19 protein-coding genes are annotated in these 17,143 nt (G+C 36.8%); 9 read left to right on the top strand and 10 right to left on the bottom strand.

From position 1 onward, the window contains the following. Positions 1-7 precede the first annotated feature (7 nt). Together rsmD and GSF09_RS02675 are read right to left on the bottom strand one after the other, a co-directional pair. Positions 8-568: a 16S rRNA (guanine(966)-N(2))-methyltransferase RsmD gene (rsmD, locus tag GSF09_RS02680; protein WP_159799393.1), complete on the bottom strand. Its 561-nt coding sequence runs from the start codon at positions 566-568 to the stop codon at positions 8-10. Continuing rightward, the gene (locus GSF09_RS02675) at positions 565-1,368 is read right to left on the bottom strand and encodes a DUF3822 family protein (RefSeq protein ID WP_159799392.1); all 804 of its coding nucleotides are present in this window, start codon (positions 1,366-1,368) and stop codon (positions 565-567) included. Before GSF09_RS02675 ends, rsmD begins: the two co-directional genes overlap by 4 nt. Before the next feature lie 108 nt (positions 1,369-1,476). On the opposite strand from GSF09_RS02675, the gene GSF09_RS02670 reads away from it, so the two are divergent. Both GSF09_RS02670 and kdsB read left to right on the top strand, forming a co-directional pair. After that, complete coding sequence (locus tag GSF09_RS02670; RefSeq protein ID WP_159799481.1) at positions 1,477-2,901, top strand: ATP-dependent RecD-like DNA helicase; 1,425 nt, start codon at positions 1,477-1,479, stop codon at positions 2,899-2,901. A gap of 3 nt (positions 2,902-2,904) precedes the next feature. Continuing rightward, positions 2,905-3,633 (top strand): 3-deoxy-manno-octulosonate cytidylyltransferase, encoded by a 729-nt coding sequence (kdsB, locus tag GSF09_RS02665; protein WP_159799391.1) that lies wholly within the window; start codon positions 2,905-2,907, stop codon positions 3,631-3,633. 1 nt (position 3,634) lies between these two features. On the opposite strand, the gene GSF09_RS02660 is transcribed toward kdsB, so the two are convergent. Next, positions 3,635-4,297 (bottom strand): spermidine synthase, encoded by a 663-nt coding sequence (locus GSF09_RS02660; protein ID WP_159799390.1) that lies wholly within the window; start codon positions 4,295-4,297, stop codon positions 3,635-3,637. A gap of 61 nt (positions 4,298-4,358) precedes the next feature. On the opposite strand from GSF09_RS02660, the gene GSF09_RS02655 reads away from it, so the two are divergent. Continuing rightward, complete coding sequence (locus tag GSF09_RS02655) at positions 4,359-4,907, top strand: 1-acyl-sn-glycerol-3-phosphate acyltransferase (protein ID WP_159799389.1); 549 nt, start codon at positions 4,359-4,361, stop codon at positions 4,905-4,907. 196 nt (positions 4,908-5,103) lie between these two features. Here GSF09_RS02655 and GSF09_RS02650 read toward each other — a convergent pair whose 3' ends face one another. Beyond that, positions 5,104-5,520 (bottom strand): helix-turn-helix transcriptional regulator, encoded by a 417-nt coding sequence (locus tag GSF09_RS02650; RefSeq protein ID WP_159799388.1) that lies wholly within the window; start codon positions 5,518-5,520, stop codon positions 5,104-5,106. A 279-nt stretch (positions 5,521-5,799) separates the two neighbouring features. Between GSF09_RS02650 and GSF09_RS02645 the strand changes: the two genes are divergently transcribed. From GSF09_RS02645 to GSF09_RS02630, 4 genes are all read left to right on the top strand, one after another. Next, complete coding sequence (locus tag GSF09_RS02645; protein WP_159799387.1) at positions 5,800-6,963, top strand: M14 metallopeptidase family protein; 1,164 nt, start codon at positions 5,800-5,802, stop codon at positions 6,961-6,963. A gap of 64 nt (positions 6,964-7,027) precedes the next feature. Further along, positions 7,028-7,507 carry an Lrp/AsnC family transcriptional regulator gene (locus tag GSF09_RS02640; RefSeq protein ID WP_159799386.1) on the top strand — a complete coding sequence of 160 codons (480 nt, stop codon included), beginning with the start codon at positions 7,028-7,030 and terminating at the stop codon, positions 7,505-7,507. A gap of 77 nt (positions 7,508-7,584) precedes the next feature. After that, entirely contained in the window at positions 7,585-10,161 is a 2,577-nt protein-coding gene (locus GSF09_RS02635; protein ID WP_159799385.1) for a phosphoenolpyruvate carboxylase, read from the top strand. Positions 10,162-10,167: 6 nt separating this feature from the next. After that, on the top strand, positions 10,168-10,686 hold the full coding sequence (locus tag GSF09_RS02630; protein ID WP_159799384.1) for a DinB family protein: 519 nt from the start codon (positions 10,168-10,170) through the stop codon (positions 10,684-10,686). Between the two features lie 53 nt (positions 10,687-10,739). Here GSF09_RS02630 and GSF09_RS02625 read toward each other — a convergent pair whose 3' ends face one another. From GSF09_RS02625 to aroB, 6 genes are all read right to left on the bottom strand, one after another. Further along, positions 10,740-11,228: a hypothetical protein gene (locus GSF09_RS02625; RefSeq protein WP_159799383.1), complete on the bottom strand. Its 489-nt coding sequence runs from the start codon at positions 11,226-11,228 to the stop codon at positions 10,740-10,742. An 89-nt stretch (positions 11,229-11,317) separates the two neighbouring features. Beyond that, complete coding sequence (locus GSF09_RS02620; RefSeq protein ID WP_159799382.1) at positions 11,318-11,629, bottom strand: hypothetical protein; 312 nt, start codon at positions 11,627-11,629, stop codon at positions 11,318-11,320. A 6-nt stretch (positions 11,630-11,635) separates the two neighbouring features. Continuing rightward, complete coding sequence (locus GSF09_RS02615; protein WP_159799381.1) at positions 11,636-12,607, bottom strand: deoxyhypusine synthase family protein; 972 nt, start codon at positions 12,605-12,607, stop codon at positions 11,636-11,638. A gap of 28 nt (positions 12,608-12,635) precedes the next feature. Further along, the gene (locus GSF09_RS02610) at positions 12,636-14,036 is read right to left on the bottom strand and encodes an arginine decarboxylase (RefSeq protein WP_159799380.1); all 1,401 of its coding nucleotides are present in this window, start codon (positions 14,034-14,036) and stop codon (positions 12,636-12,638) included. A gap of 55 nt (positions 14,037-14,091) precedes the next feature. Further along, a complete protein-coding gene (locus GSF09_RS02605) occupies positions 14,092-14,268 on the bottom strand; it encodes a hypothetical protein (RefSeq protein WP_159799379.1) in 177 nt (58 codons plus the stop codon). Between the two features lie 57 nt (positions 14,269-14,325). Continuing rightward, positions 14,326-15,393: a 3-dehydroquinate synthase gene (aroB, locus tag GSF09_RS02600; protein ID WP_159799378.1), complete on the bottom strand. Its 1,068-nt coding sequence runs from the start codon at positions 15,391-15,393 to the stop codon at positions 14,326-14,328. Positions 15,394-15,485: 92 nt separating this feature from the next. Here aroB and GSF09_RS02595 point away from each other — a divergent pair, with 92 nt between their 5' ends. Both GSF09_RS02595 and GSF09_RS02590 read left to right on the top strand, forming a co-directional pair. After that, entirely contained in the window at positions 15,486-16,655 is a 1,170-nt protein-coding gene (locus tag GSF09_RS02595; RefSeq protein ID WP_159799377.1) for a proline dehydrogenase family protein, read from the top strand. A 10-nt stretch (positions 16,656-16,665) separates the two neighbouring features. Further along, positions 16,666-17,040 (top strand): DUF4258 domain-containing protein, encoded by a 375-nt coding sequence (locus GSF09_RS02590; RefSeq protein ID WP_159799376.1) that lies wholly within the window; start codon positions 16,666-16,668, stop codon positions 17,038-17,040. Positions 17,041-17,143 lie beyond the last annotated feature (103 nt).

Here is a 17,143-nt window from a genome sequence, read left to right as displayed (position 1 = left end):
TAAGTAATTACTCCTTTGGATTATCATTCTGGATTATCTCAAAAAACGAAAAAATACTCCCACCATATTTTTTATCAAATGAAAAATGGGGCATGTGGTTTAAAGGTGTGTGCTTTGAGTGCTCAATTATCATCATACCGTTTTCCTGCAGCAGGTTATTTTCAAATACCAGCGACACCACTTCTTCAAATTCTTTTTGGGTAGAATTATAAGGTGGGTCGGCTACAATAATATCATACGAAGCTTTGTGTGCTTTAAGAAATTTATATACATCGCTTTTTATGGCCGATATATTAAAATCAAACTCCGTGGCGGTTTGCTTTATGAATTTAATGCACCCAAAGTCGCCATCTACAGCCGTAATACTGTCAGCACCACGCGAACCGAATTCATAACTAAGGTTGCCTGTACCTGCAAAAAGGTCGAGCACTTTAAGCCCTTCAAAGTCAAAATGGTTATTAAGGATATTAAAAAGCGACTCCTTACTCATATCGGTAGTAGGGCGCACAGGCAGGTTTTTTGGCGGATTAAGCCTGCGCCCTTTATATTTTCCTGAAATTATCCTCATGCGTTCAATAGTATAAAATGTTCCGAAGCCTGCTGTACTGGTATATGGTACTTATCCGTTAAGGTTACGGGTTGGTACAACTCAATATTCCTTATATAATTATAAGCAAGTGTAAAGCAGTTATTGTCCTCATCAGCTTTTCCCAAAAGCAATACTCTGGTTATTTCGGGGTTCAGCGAAAGCTGCTCCATTGTAAACAACAGGTAGTAAAGGAAATCTTCGGGAGTAGTGTATTCAAAAGAATTGTACAGCAGGAGTTTCTGGTTGCGTACCACCACAATTTCAAAATGCTTATCCTGCAGGTGTACAAACACCTGTTTTTCATCAATGTTTTTAGATATATCCAGCAGCCTGGCCGTTAATATACTGGCTGTATGCCTGTATTCAAATGCCCCAAAACGGTCTATTAAATAATTATTGATGTTCATAAACGGTACGTATACATTGTTTATGGCATAACTGTCAAGGCTGTCAAAAGCAAAAACATCCGTATCAAAAACCTTAGTGTTGTATTGCAGGTAACTTCCCATATATTCCTCTTCAAATAACGCCTGTGGAACAAAGGTGTTAAAGCTATTATCATGCAGTACCGTTATTTCATCATACTGCATTTTAAGCTCCGGGTGTGCCGTAAAAACTTTCCACAGTTCATCTTCTATAGCAGTGCCTTTTGTAAAAGGCACTTGCATTATATCTGACATGTTATTGTTAAGTGTATCAATCACACAAAAAGAGGCACCACTGATGCCTGCTTTAAATACAAGTTTTTTATAATTTTTAGATGTAATGTTTCCGTTCATTAATATGAGGTTACAATTACAAATTTACACTCTTTTTTGGTTTGGGGCGGGTTACTGCCTAAAATCATGCTATCTTTGAATTTTAATACAAAATACCAAAACATTTTAATGACTCCTGCCTCTTTTTACAAATTACTCCGCAACAAATTTCCTTTTGAACCTACTGCCAAGCAGGACATATTCCTGCAAAAAATTGCCGGGTTTGTTACAAGTGGGACTAAAGACGAGGTTTTTGTACTGAAAGGCTATGCAGGTACGGGTAAAACAACAGTAATATCTACTATTGTAAACCATTTGCGCGAAGCAGATAAAAAATATGTACTGCTGGCACCTACAGGCAGGGCAGCCAAAGTTATTTCGGGCTATTCGCAAAAGCCTGCCTATACAATACACAAGCGTATTTATTTTCCTAAAAAAGCAAGCAGTGGTGCTATGAGCTTTACTTTGCAGCCCAATAAATTTACCAATACGGTTTTTATTGTGGACGAAGCCTCCATGATTTCTGATACGGCTGCAGAATCGAAATTATATGAAAACGGCTCGCTGCTGGACGACCTTATGCAGTATGTATATTCCGGCAACAACTGCAAAATGATACTTATAGGCGATACGGCGCAGTTGCCACCTGTAAACTCTGACCTGAGTCCTGCGCTAAATGTTGACATGCTGTCACTAAACTACATGAAACAGGTAGAGCAGATAGAACTTGACGAGGTGATGCGCCAGGAAACGGATTCAGGTATTTTATATAATGCTACGCAACTAAGGGAAATATTAAAATCGGCTTTTATAGATACCTTCCAGTTTAAAATAAAGGGATTTAAAGATGTTGTAAGGCTTGTGGACGGTTATGACATTCAGGATGCCATAAATCAGGCCTACAGCAATTACAGTATAGAAGATACCGCTTTTATTGTACGCTCCAATAAGCGGGCCAACCAGTACAACAGGCAGATACGCACCAAGATACTTTCAAGGGAGAGCGAACTTGCTGCAGGTGATTACTTAATGGTAGTGAAAAACAATTATTTTTGGCTTAATGAAAAATCGGAAGCGGGATTTATTGCCAATGGTGATATTATTGAAATACTGGAAATTTTTAGGGTAGAGGAGCTGTACGGTTTTAAATTTGCCAAAGTTAAAGTGCGTATGGTTGATTATAGCAGCCAGCCGCCTTTTGAAACTGTGTTGCTGCTGGACACTATAGACAGCGAGTCGCCATCCTTAAGCTATGAGGATTCCAACAGGCTCTATCAGGAGGTGCAGAAGGATTTTGAAGGGGAAACCAGCAATTACAGAAAGTTTCTGAAAATAAAGAATAACCCGCATTTTAATGCGTTGCAGGTTAAATTTTCCTATGCCATTACCTGCCATAAATCGCAGGGAGGGCAGTGGAACACGGTTTTTATTGAACAGCCGTGGCTGCCTGAAGGTATTGACAGGGACTATATCCGCTGGCTGTACACAGCAGTTACACGTGCTAAGGACAAGTTATACCTTATAGGTTTTAAGGATGAATTTTTTGAATTGTAATATATGAAGATAATAGCAGTAATACCGGCACGCTATGCCAGCACACGCTTTCCTGCCAAGCTTATGCAGGATTTAGGCGGTAAAACAGTTATTGCCCGCACCTACGCAGCGGCATTAAAAACGGGGCTTTTTGATGATGTTTTTGTAGTAACCGATTCAGATATTATATATAACGAAATTACCGCTAATGGAGGTAAAGCCATAATGAGCATAAAACAGCACGAAAGCGGCAGCGACCGTATTGCGGAAGCTGTGGAAAACCTTGATGTTGATATTGTGGTAAACGTTCAGGGTGATGAGCCTTTTATAAATAAAGAACCTATTGCTGACCTGCTTGAAGTTTTTAAAGGTGATTCGGCAAGGGAAATAGACCTTGCATCTTTAATGTTTCCTATAACTGACCAGGAGGATATCAATAACCCTAATAATGTAAAAGTGGTGGTTGACCAAAAGAATTTTGCGTTATATTTTTCACGCTCGGTTATACCTTATCCGCGAGAGGCGGGGGCAGGGTTTAAATACTTTAAGCATATAGGTATTTATGCTTTCCGTAAACATGCGCTAATGGATTTCTACAAACTGCCCATGCAGGGACTTGAAGCTACCGAAAAATTAGAACAGCTGCGTTACCTGGAGTACGGGAAAAAAATAAAAATGGTGCAAACCAGCCATGCAGGCATCGGTATTGATACACCCGAAGATTTAGACAAGGCAAGGAAAATGCTAAAATAAATCAGGCCAGTTTTTTAATAGTGAAAAGCTCATTGTGGTCTTCTACTTTAGGGTACATCCTTACTGAATAATTTTCATTAAAGCGGGAGCGATACTCTAAGTTTCGCTCTTTGTCTCTTTTTGATAATGTCATGGTATTAAATAAAATAAACCCATTTACATTAAGTAAAAAGTTAATCCTGTTAATAAAGAAATTTTCAAATAAAAAATTAGGCATTGCCGTATCCTGAAATATATCAATTATAATCAGGTCATACTTTTCCTTTGTTTTTAAAACAAATTCAAAAGCATCGTCAATTATTATTTCAAGGTTACTGATTTTGTCAAGTTCAAAGTATTTGTTGGCAATATCTATAGCTAGCGGATCTATTTCCACTCCGGTAATTTTACCTGTAAAGCCAACTTCTTCGGTAAGGGTTTTAATTACGCTTCCGCCGGCCACGCCAAGCACAAGTATTTTTTTAAAACCTTTTATCCTTGAAAAACCAATATAGCGCAATCCTTTCCTTAATATGCGCTGCAGGCTGCCGTATGAGTAATTGGTGTTTTTAGAATCGAGTACAAGCTGCCCATTATTCCAGGTAACTTCAAGGCTTGAATTTATAGATGATTTTTTCCTGTAGATGGTTACCGGTATAAAAAAGCTTAAAAATTTCTGAAGCATTACTGCCATGGTTTAATATTGTAAATATATAGTATTTTTATGCCTTGCTTTACTACGCAACATGAAAAAAATATACAGTTTTATCTTTTTTAAATTAATGGGGTGGCGCTTAAACGGTTCACTAAATCCACAAATAAAAAAATGTGTAATAATAGTTGTTCCCCATACCAGTTGGGTTGATTTCCTTATTGGTGTAATGGCAAGGGGAGTTATTGGGCTGGAAATGCATTTTGTGGCTAAAAAGGAACTTTTTGTATTCCCGTTTGGCTTTTATTTTAAGTGGATGGGTGGAACCCCGCTTAACAGGTCTAAAAATGAAAATAAGGTTGATGCCATAGCTGCTATATTTGATACTAAGGAAACTTTCAGGCTGGCAATAGCACCGGAAGGAACCCGCAAAAAAGTTGATAAATGGAAAACAGGCTTTTATTACATTGCACTAAAAGCCGGGGTGCCTGTTGTTGCTGTAGCTTTTGATTATAAAAAGAAGGAGGTTAAAATAGCAGAGCCATATTATCTTACACAGGATAAAGAATTCGATTTTGAAAAATTGGAAAGTAACTACAAAAATGTGAAAGGTTATATTGAAGAATATAGTTTTAAACCTTGATGTAAATTTTGAGAAGATTTTAACTATATATTTTCATTGTTTAACAATTATCGGTAGTAACTTTACATTAGAAATAAAGATAAGCAGATATTTAAATGTTTTGCTTATTATATATAGCATTTAAAAATTTGTGTTTGTTTTATTGGTTAATGAGCCCCGGTGTTTAGCTTTATATAAAGTCAAAGCCGGGGTTTTTTTATGGAATATAATTTTTAAATGTACCATCTGAAAAAAATATTACTATCCGGTCTATATCCTTTCCTTGTGTTGCGTCATTATTTATTTTTTGTTCCTGTTGCTTAAGCAGGCTTTCAGTAACCTTTTCTGTTTTATCGCTGTTTTCTTTTAAAGCAGGAGTAGGGGTGATAGGACTGGGTATTTCTTCATGAGCCGGAAATGCGCCCTCTCCATATAAAAGCCAGTATAAATTTACGTCTTTAAAATTCTCGGTTATTTTCATTACTAAATCCAGGCTGGGCTTATTGCGGCCTGACAGGATGTGTGATAAACCTGAGCGCTGAATACCAATTTTATCTGCAAATCCTGAAGCTGAAATTGCATAGTATTCTAAAATTTTCTCCAGCCTTTTTATAAATCCCTCTGTGTTTATCATTGTAAATTGCATTCATTAATTAATGATGTTACAAATGTAAATAATAAATAATAAACCAGCAAAATTGCATTTCATAAACAATTTGGTTTATATTGATTGTTTAAATAAAATAATATAAAAATCTGATTTTAAAAAATTTAAATATAAATTAAACACCTTAATGCTTTTATCAATGCATCTGGATTTAAAAATGTTTACAGTTGTAACATTTTTGATAATTTTCAATGTTTACTTTTGTAAAAAACAAGATGTTTACTTTTGTAATGTAAATGACATCTCATGGAAATAGAAGAATTATTTGCTATAAACAAAGAACAAAAACTGTATGGCAGGTATATAACAAATAACCACATTGAGCCCTGCCTCGAAGAACTGAAAAATTATTTCGACATAAAAGTTTTAGGAGAATCTGTTTCAGGTAAACCTATATATAGAGTTAAGGCAGGAATTGGAAAAGTAAAAATCTTTATGTGGTCGCAAATGCATGGAAATGAATCAACCACTACCAAAGCCATATTTGATTTTTTTAATGTATTAAAAAGTAATGATGCCAGGGCTGCTATTTACTTAAAGTATTTCAGTTTTTATATTATACCTATATTAAATCCTGACGGTGCTGAATTATATACACGTGAAAATGCAAATAAAATTGATTTAAACAGGGATTCTGTTAACCTTACCCAGCCGGAAAGTATTTTGCTAAGGAAAGCCTTTGATGAGTTTAAGCCGGATTTTTGCTATAATATGCATGACCAGCGTACTATATTTGGTCTTGAGGGAGATGACGGCGTTAAGCCTGCTACTGTTTCTTTTTTAGCACCGGCTTATAATGCAGAAAGAGATATAAACGCCAACAGGCAAATAGCTATTAACCTTATAGCTGCCATGGCTTCCTGTCTGGAAAAATATATACCCGGGCAGGTGGGCAGGTTTGATGATTCATTTAATATCAATTGCATTGGGGATATGTTTCAATACCTTAGCGTACCAACAGTATTAATAGAAGCGGGACATTTTGCGAATGATTACGAAAGAGAGCAGACGCGTAAATTTGTATTTTTTGCAATATTATCAGGATTCGATGCTATTTACGAAAACGTTTTAGTTGTTAATAAAAACACTAATTATTTTAATATTCCTGAAAATAAGATTATTTTTTATGACATGATGTATAAAAATGTCAAAATAAATTATGAAAATAAAGAAATAATAACGAATTTTGCATCACAATATAAAGAAGTGTTATTTGATAATTCTGTAATTTTTCAAGCATTTATTAGTGAAATAGGCAATTTGGAAGATAAAGCCGGGCATATTGAATTTGAATGTAATGCGCAGAATTTTTCAGGAATTGATAATAAAAGCTATCCTGAATTAGATACAAAAGCCGATTTTTTTATAGGCCCTGACAGGAAATTTAGTAACGGCACAGAAGTTAGATAACGTTTTTTATAATGAGGATATAGTTAACAAGTAAGACTTTTATAACCGTTTTAAAAACACATTTATGAGCAAATTTCGTTTAGATGAAGTTGATCATCAGATATTAGATATGCTGATTGACAATACAAGGGTTCCTTTTACTGATATAGCAAAAAAGTTATTGATATCAGCAGGAACGGTACACGTAAGGGTTAAAAAAATGGAAGATGCCGGCATCATCCAGGGAAGTTCCTTAACACTGGACTATGAAAAGCTTGGCTATTCTTTCATAGCTTATGTAGGTGTATTTCTTCACAATACTTCGCAAACCAAATTTGTTTTGGAAAGGATTAATGAGATACCTTTTGTTACTGTAGCACACGTAACAACGGGTAAGTTTAACATCTTTTGTAAAATAAGGGCAAAAGATACCAAACATGCTAAAGAGGTTATTTTTATGATAGATGATATAGAAGGTGTTTACAGGACAGAAACCATGATTTCCCTTGAGGAAAGCATTAACGATAAAAAACGTTTAATGCACACTATATTTAAAGACCTGTAAGAAATTTTATAAAAAGTTTAATACCCTCATGTTAATAACATGGGGGTTTTTTATTAAATTCAGCAAAAAATATTTTTATGTATCCTGCTACAAGAATAGAACGGTTTAATGAAAATGTAGACTTAAAATACCAGTTGTTCAACAGTATTTTTATGACACTGCCTTTCAGGGCAATAGACAATACAGGGGTATTGCTTCCGCTGTTTTCAGAAATATGTGACGAAGGGTATGAAAATGGTAAAAGCCCGGATGAAATATTTAATGCTTTTACCGAAAAATATTTACAGGACACAACAGAAAAAGAACGTATTGACCTTATGTTTAGGTTTATACAATATGTAGAGCGGCAGGTAGTATTATTTGATGCGATAGAGGACGCTGCTTTTGATACCCTGAATAACCTTGAGGGAAGCGGCTCACTGCGTGACAGCCGCGAAAAAGCAGAAAGCCAGGGGCTGGTGGACGAACTTAAAAAATTCCTCGAGGAATTTCAGGTACGCACTGTACTCACGGCGCATCCCACACAGTTTTACCCGGGTTCTGTTTTAGGTATTATTACCGACCTTACCATTGCCATAAAGCAGAATAATCTTGCGCAAATAAAAACACTGCTGGCACAGCTTGGTAAAACACCATTTATTAAAAAAGAAAAACCAACACCTTTTGATGAGGCTGTAAGCCTGGTATGGTATCTTGAAAATGTATTTTACCATACTGCGGGCGAAATGCTTTCCTACATTCAGGATAGTGTATATAAGGGGCAAGAATTAAAGCATCCTGCAATATCATTTGGTTTTTGGCCTGGAGGCGACAGGGATGGCAATCCTTTTGTTACTACCGAAATTACTCTTAAAGTAGCTGACAGGCTGCGGACATCAATTTTAAAATGTTATTATAGCGATATACGAAGGCTTAAAAGAAAACTCACATTTAACGGAGTAGAAAGCCTGGTAACTGATATTGAACATAAGTTGTATCGTTCTGTATTTTATTCTGATGGCGAACTTTATATAACAAAAGATGAATTTGAGGCTGCCCTGCAGCAGATGCGTACTATTATTATAGAGCAGCACCAATCATTATACCTCGAAGATATTGACAGCCTTATCAACAAGTTAAAAGTTTTCGGGTTTCATTTCGCATCGCTTGATATACGCCAAAACAGCAGGATACACGACGAAGTTTTTGGCGAAGTGATAAAAGCGTTATCATCCGGCAATAAAAGTCTTAATGGTTATGCCGAAATGAGTGAGGACGAAAAGCTTAAAATGCTGGACAGCCTTAAAGGTAATATTAAGCCGGAAGATTTTGACAATGAAAATACCCGGAAAACGCTTGAAGCAGTTTTAGCCATAAAAACCATCCAGGACAGGAACGGGGAGCAGGGTTCCAACCGGTATATAATAAGCAATAATGAAAGCGCACATAACGTGCTCGAACTTTTTTCACTTTTCGGGTTGCTTGGCTGGGATAACCCACCGGTTGATATAGTGCCGCTATTTGAAACCGTAGATGACCTTAAGGATGCCCATGAGGTGATGAAGGCATTATACGAAAATAAAAAATATGCTGCACACCTAAAGGCTAGGGGCAATAGGCAGACTATTATGCTTGGATTTTCTGACGGTACGAAAGACGGAGGTTATTTAATGGCCAACTGGAGTATATTTAAGGCGAAAGAGAACCTTACCCAGATGGCGAGGGAATATGGCATTAAAGTGATATTTTTTGATGGGCGTGGCGGCCCGCCGGCACGTGGCGGTGGAAAAACCCATAAATTTTATGCAAGCCAGGGGCGCACAATTGACAACAACGAAATACAAATAACAATACAGGGGCAAACTATAAGCTCAAATTTCGGTACGCTCGATTCCTGCCGCTTTAACCTTGAAAATCTTCTAAGCGCAGGTATTACCAATGGAGTATTCAATAAAGATAAAAAGGAGCTTTCAGAAGGGCAGAGGCAGCTATTTGATGAAATGGCAAGGCTCAGCTATAAAAAATATACTGACTTTAAAAATCATCCTAAGTTTATTCCGTACCTCGAGAAAATGAGTACACTTAATTATTATGCCAAAACCAATATTGGCAGCCGTCCTTCAAAAAGGAGTAAATCGGCACAACTTGACTTTAATGATTTAAGGGCTATACCGTTTGTGGGTTCATGGAGCCAGTTAAAACAAAATGTACCCGGTTTCTATGGCTTGGGGTATGCTTTAGGCGAAATTGAAAAAAGGGGTGAGTGGGATAAGCTTACTGACCTGTATGAAAATTCATTATTTTTCAGGACGCTTATGGAAAACAGCATGATGTCGCTAACCAAGTCGTTTTTCCCATTAACTGCCTATATGAAAGATGATGAGGAGTTTGGCGGCTTTTGGCAGATTATTTATGATGAGTACCTTGAAACTAAACGTTTGCTTTTAAAAATTTCAGGCTATACGGAACTGATGGAAAATTATCCTGACGGTAAAGCTTCTATAAAATTGAGGGAGCATATAGTAAGGCCGCTGCTTACCATACAGCAATATGCACTTAATAAAATCAGGCAGATGAAAAACGGAAAGGAAAGCGATGAACTGCTTGAGGTATATGAAAAAATTGTAACACGTTCCCTGTTTGGGAATATTAATGCCAGCAGGAATTCTGCATAATAAATTATGAGAGTCAGTGAATTAAAGGAAGGTGAATATGCACCCTATTATAACTTATACCTTTCTAACGTAGATGATACCTATACACTTACCGAGGAACTGGAAATTAGTGTGCACAGTTTTATAAAATTTGTACAGGATATACCTATGGGCAAGCACGATTACAGGTATGCCGAGGGAAAATGGACGATAAAAGATATTATACAGCACCTTATTGATGCTGAAAGGGTATTTGCCTACAGGGCCATGCGCTTTTCCAGAGGCGATACAACTGAACTTCCCGGTTATGATGAGAATTTGTTTGCAGATAATGCCAATGGCAGCAACAGGAGCCTGCAAAGCCTGCTTACAGAAATGGCTGCACTTAGGCACACTACCATTATGCTGTTTAAATCGTTTACAGATGCACAGCTTATGCAAAATGGTATAGCATCGGGCCATGTGGTAACGGTAAGGGCGTTAGGCTTTTTGATTATTGCCCACCAAAACCACCATATGAAGATATACAGGGAAAGGTATTTATAGTAAAATAGAGAAGGAACTGTTTTTGAATTGCTTTCTTTGCAAAAGTTCCTTCTTTATTTACAATCTACTTTTTGCAGTACCTGCACCGAAGCATTATTTTTATCTTTTAGCCTCCATATACCATTATCATCTTCTACCATTTCACCAAATTTTACAGATAGGCTGTCGCCGTTAACAGTAAATAAAACTTCTTCACGATACACCATTCCTTCAGCGCGTGTGGTAGCTATGGCAATACCTTCATTACCTTTAAGAACGCCTTTATAATCGCTTAATTTGGTATCCTTTTCATAAGGTTTCCAGTTAAAAATGCCTTTAATGCTATCGCCATCTGCAATGGGCTCTATTTCGAATACAATACTGTCGCGTATTGTTTTGCCAGTATCAGCATTACCTTCTGTAACCTGTAAAAAACACATTTTTTCGTTTAAAGCGGCAACAGTATTTTCCTGCTCTGTTACTTTTTCTTCCGTCTCTTTTTTTTCACCACAGGAGGTAAATAAAAATACCATGCCCGAGAGGGTTATCATCAATCTATTCATAATTCAGGTTTAATTACAATTAAATATACAGTTAATTGCATAAAAAAAGAACCCTTAAAGGGTTCTTTAATAAATTTCATATAAACTGATTAATCCTCTTCTTCTTCCTGATCCTCATTTTCATCAGCAATTTCAAGGTCTTTCAGTGCATCAAGGTCATCGCCCGGTTCATCAACCATGTCGTCATCCTCAAAATTCTCAATCCTGTCAGCAAGTTTAGTGCTCACTTTTACAAGGTATATGGTATCTTCCGTACGTACTTCAACAGCCTCAATCGTTTCATTTTTGGCATTTTTAAATCGTACAATGTTGGAATCGTCATATCCTTCCGGAAATTTTTCAACCAGCAGGGTTAAAATTTCATTAGTTAGTTTTGCGTAGTCAACTATAACTCTTTTCATAATTTATTATAAATCCAATAAGTAAGCAAATATAAGAGGCGCAACGATAGTTGCATCAGATTCAATGATAAATTTTGGGGTATTAATATCAAGTTTACCCCATGTTATTTTTTCGTTTGGCACTGCACCCGAGTAGGAACCGTAACTTGTTGTAGAATCGGATATCTGGCAGAAATAACTCCAGAAAGGTACATCATGCATTTCCATATCCTGGTAAAGCATTGGTACTACGCATATAGGAAAATCTCCTGCTATACCACCGCCAATCTGGAAAAAGCCTACGCCATTACCTGAGTTTTTAGTGTACCAGTCGGCCAGGAAAGCCATATATTCAATTCCCGACTTCATGGTAGAGGCTTTTAATTCGCCCTTAATAACATAAGAAGCAAAAATGTTACCCATAGTGCTGTCTTCCCATCCCGGTACTACAATTGGCAGATTTTTTTCTGCAGCGGCATACATCCAGCTGTCTTTCAGGTCAATTTCATAATACTCTTCAAGCACACCAGATAGCAACATTTTATACATAAATTCATGCGGAAAATAACGCTCGCCCTTATCATCGGCATCTTTCCATATTTTATAAATATGTTTTTGCAGGCGGCGGAAAGCCTCATGTTCCGGTATACAGGTATCGGTTACACGATTAAGACCCCTTTCCAGCAAATCCCACTCCTCTTGCGGTGTTAAATCCCTGTAGTTAGGCACCCTTTCATAATGCGAATGTGCTACCAGGTTCATAATATCCTCTTCAAGGTTGGCACCAGTACAAGATATTATCTGTACTTTATCCTGGCGTATCATTTCCGCAAAAATTTTACCAAGTTCGGCAGTACTCATAGCTCCTGCGAGCGTCACCATCATTTTAGCACCGTTTTCCAACTGTTGTTCATAGGCTTTTGCAGCGTCTACCAAAGCAGCAGCATTAAAGTGCAGGTAGTGCTTTTCAATAAACTGGCTAATTGGTCCTTTACTCATTTGTTTGTTTTTAAAATTCAAATATAAATTATTCTTTATTGTAACCTAATATTTTTAATACATCATCTGAACTTTGCTGTTCAGAATATACTTCGGTTGCCAGTATGCCGTTTTCATCCCTGTCTATAAGTATGTGTTTAGGCTGGGGGATAAGGCAGTGGTGAATACCGCCGTAGCCGCCAATGGTTTCCTGGTAGGCCCCTGTATTAAAAAAGCCAATATATAAAGGTTTTTCCTTATTGTACTTTGGCAGGTATATGGCGTTCATATTCTGTTCAGAATTGTAGTAATCATCGCTGTCGCAGGTTAGCCCGCCTAAAAGTACCCTTTCATAGGAATCGTTCCAGCGATTAATAGCCAGCATTATGAAACGTTTATTTATAGCCCAGGTATCGGGCAGGGTGGTAATGAAAGACGAATCAATCATATTCCATTTTTCCCTGTCGTTTTGCTGTTTTTGGTAAAGTACCTGATAAACGGCTCCACCGCTTTCGCCTACTGTAAATGAGCCGAATTCGGTAAAAATATTAGGTACATCTACCTCGGCTTCCTCACAGGCTATTTTTATCTGGTTTACTATTTCATCAATCATGTACTGGTAATCATACTCAAATGCCAGTGAGTTTTTGATAGGGAAGCCACCGCCTATGTTGAGGCTGTCCAGCGAAGGACATTCTTTTTTAAGGCTTACATATACCTTTAAGCATTTTAAAAGCTCATTCCAGTAGTAGGAGGTATCCCTTATTCCTGTATTAATAAAAAAGTGGAGCATTTTAAGCTCAACATTTTTATTTTCATGAATCTGCTTCCTGTAAAAAGGCACTATATTTTTATAGCCTATGCCAAGCCTGGAGGTATAAAACTCAAACTTAGGTTCTTCTTCAGCCGCTATGCGGATACCTATTTTAAATTTGCCTTTTATTTCTTCCTGCAAAAGGTCAAGTTCCTCATAATTATCTATAATTGGGATAGTTTTATTATGCCCATTATTGATAAGCCTTGCTATATTTTGTATGTACTGGTCCCTTTTAAAGCCATTACATATTACATAGGTGTTTTTATTTATTTTGCCGGCTGCTAAAAGATTTTCTACAATATTCACATCAAAAGCTGCAGAGGTTTCTATATGTATGTTGTTTTTAAAAGCCTCGTTCATTACATATTCAAAATGAGAGCTTTTAGTGCAGTAGCAATAATAGTACTTTCCTTCATACTTGTTTTTTTCCATAGCAACCCTAAACCATTCTTTGGCTTTGCGGATGTTATTGGAAATTTGGGGCAGGTAGGTAAATTTTAAAGGTGTGCCATATTGTTCTACCAGTTTCATAAGGTCTATATTATGAAACAGCAGGTTGTCTTTGTTTAAGGTAAATTCTTCCTGCGGAAAGTAAAACGTTTGGTTTATAAGGTCAAAATATTTAGTGTTCATTGCAAAAGGATTTAGTGTGATTTTAAAATAAGTTACGCTTTATTTCAATTCACATTCAAACCCTTATATTGGCATAAATAATCGGCAGCTTTTCATGCTGTACAGCAGCTGCATTAAATATATCATCGGGCACACTGCTTTTTAACTGGCGTATAACTTGCCGTACATGGGTAAAAGCCTTGTATTTGCTGATTATATTGCTTGGAAAAAAATTGCGTTTATTTTTTTTCATTGCGACAAATGTAAAAAATATTAATCCGTATTTAAAAACAATTCTCTTAAAAAAATGTTAGTTTAAATAGTCCTGAAACGCATTGTAAATCAGCGGGTTTTCAACGGGCTGGTTTATTATAGCCTTTCCTATGCCGTTAAGCAGTACAAACATAATATTACCAAATTCATTTTTTTTATCATGTATCAGCAGTTCTATTATGTTTTCTATATCCGTTTCCGTAAAATCTATAACATCAAAAACGTTTTGTAAAACACTTTTAATCTTCAAATATTCTTCTTCATCCAGCAGGCGTTTCTCCATCGCTATATATGCTTCCATCACCATGCCGGCCGCAACAGCTTCGCCATGAAGAACGGGATGCTTATTTTCGTTATCCATAAAATAAGATTCGATAGCATGCCCAAGCGTATGCCCGAAATTAAGAAGCCTTCGCACATTTTTTTCGGTAGGATCCTGCTGCACAATATCATTTTTAATAGTTATTGATGTATGTATTGACTGTAATAAATCGCCCGTAACCAAATTGGAAAGAGAAACCACTTCATCCCAATAACTACTACTGTATATTAAACCATGCTTAAACATTTCGGCAAAACCCGACCGCAGTTGATTAGCAGGCAGGGTTTCTAAAAATAATATATCGGTTAAAACCGCTATAGGATTATTAATTACCCCCACCTGGTTTTTTAAAGTACCTAAGTCAATACCTGTTTTACCTCCTACCGAGGCGTCAACCATGGCGAGCAAAGAAGTCGGTACATTAATAAAGTCAATACCCCGTTTAAAAGTTGAAGCTATAAAACCGCCCATATCTGTAACCAGGCCACCTCCCAGGTTAATTATAAGGCTTCGCCTGTCAGCACCAAGTTCTGTTAGTGCATACCAAACCTGAATACAGGTTTCAATATTTTTATTATGTTCTCCCGGTTCAACTTCAATAATTTCAATAGTAACCTCTGTAGCAAACTGTTCTAAAAAAACAGGCAGGCACATTTGTGCAGTGTTAGAGTCAGCTATTATAAAAACTACAGAGTAATTTTCAGGTGTTACAGTATCCTGCAGGAAATTGTAACATTCCTCATTAAAATATATTGGGTAATTGGGAGTTATTATCGCCTTCATTATAAGGGTTTTTAAATAATAAGCAAAATAAGGTATTTTATACTATTAATTCCTGAAGCAGTATTTATATTTGCACAAATTTTTTATTAACTATGGAAAAGATTTTCAACAATACAGAAATAGCATTTTCCCTTAAAAGCGATACTGAACTGGACAGGGCTTATTTTTTATTTAAGCTCATAGCTTCTCAGCCTTTAGTACGCATAGGTACAGCGGTTACTAATTTTGCCCTGAAAGCACACCTGCCCGTTGAAGGACTGATAAGAGCAACAGTTTTTGACCATTTTTGTGGAGGGACTACCGAGGAAGACTGCTTGCCGGTGGTAGATAAAATGTTTACCAAAGGGGTTTCATCTGTACTGGATTATTCTGTCGAGGCTAAAGAGGAGGAGGCTGAATTTGATAAGGCGTTGGAAAAAACTTTAAAAACCATAGTTTTTGCAAAAGAAAAACAGGCCATACCTTTTGCAGTATTTAAGCCTACAGGCTTTGGCAGGTTTGAACTCTATGAAAAACTGGGAAATGGCACGGCATTAAACGCCCAGGAAACACAAGAATGGGAGAGGATAGTACAGCGTTTTGAAACTGTGTGCAGGAGCGCACATGACAATGATGTCGCCCTGCTTATAGATGCAGAGGAAAGCTGGATGCAGGACGCAGCCGATGCGCTTGTGGCTAATATGATGCGCAAGTATAATAAAAATAAAGCTATAGTTTACAACACCCTGCAAATGTACCGATGGGACAGGATGGATTACCTGAAAAAGCTGCATGAGCAGGCAAAACAGGAAGGCTTTTATATAGGAATGAAGGTGGTGCGTGGTGCCTATATGGAAAAAGAAAACAAAAGAGCAGAAGAGAAAGGATACAAATCTCCCATTTGCATATCAAAGGCAGCTACGGATACCAACTATAATGAAGCCATTAAGTATATGGCAGATAATATAGATACAATGGCTGTTTTTGCCGGTACACATAATGAAGAAAGTTCTTACTTGCTGATGGAAATTATGAAAGGCAGAGGTATTAATGCAAATGACCAAAGGTTTTGGTTTGGGCAGTTATATGGCATGAGTGATAACATTAGTTACAACCTTGCAGCAGGCGGCTATAATGTGGCTAAATACCTTCCTTTTGGGCCTGTGCGCGATGTTATGCCTTATCTTATAAGAAGGGCAGAGGAGAACACCTCTGTTGCAGGGCAAACCAACAGGGAACTGAATTTAATCAGTACCGAAAGGAAAAGAAGAAAATTACTTTAATTACTTTATAATGAAATTTAAACACAGGTTTGCTTATTATATTTTCGGACTTGCCATGGGCAGCTTTCTTGTAATATTTGTTTTTAACAAAAGAGGCCAGGATTTTTGCTACCTGCCCAATTGCAGGGTATTAAAGAATATAAGGAGCAAGGGATTAGTAATTTCTAACGAAGCCCAAAAGAAGCTTGATGAAAAATGGGTTACTATAGACGATATTAAAAAATGTACTGAATATGGTGATGTTGATTTTTCACGAAGCAATAAAAAATATAAAGGAGGTAAAATTTATATTATAGAAGGCAAAAATACTAATAATGAACCCATTGAAGTAGAAATGGTGAATTATGACAACAGAGTATTGCTTAAGGATATAAAAAAACAGTAAAAATTATCCGGTAAATCCTTGCGAATACAAAACCTAAGCGTATATTTGCACTCGCATTTAGGGCGATTAGCTCAGTTGGTTCAGAGCATCTGGTTTACACCCA

This window comes from Flavobacterium sp. MK4S-17, from assembly GCF_009848495.1.
Classification (GTDB): domain Bacteria; phylum Bacteroidota; class Bacteroidia; order Flavobacteriales; family Flavobacteriaceae; genus Flavobacterium.
Note: the sequence above shows the minus strand (reverse complement) of the source record. Positions and strands in the feature narration are given on the sequence as shown.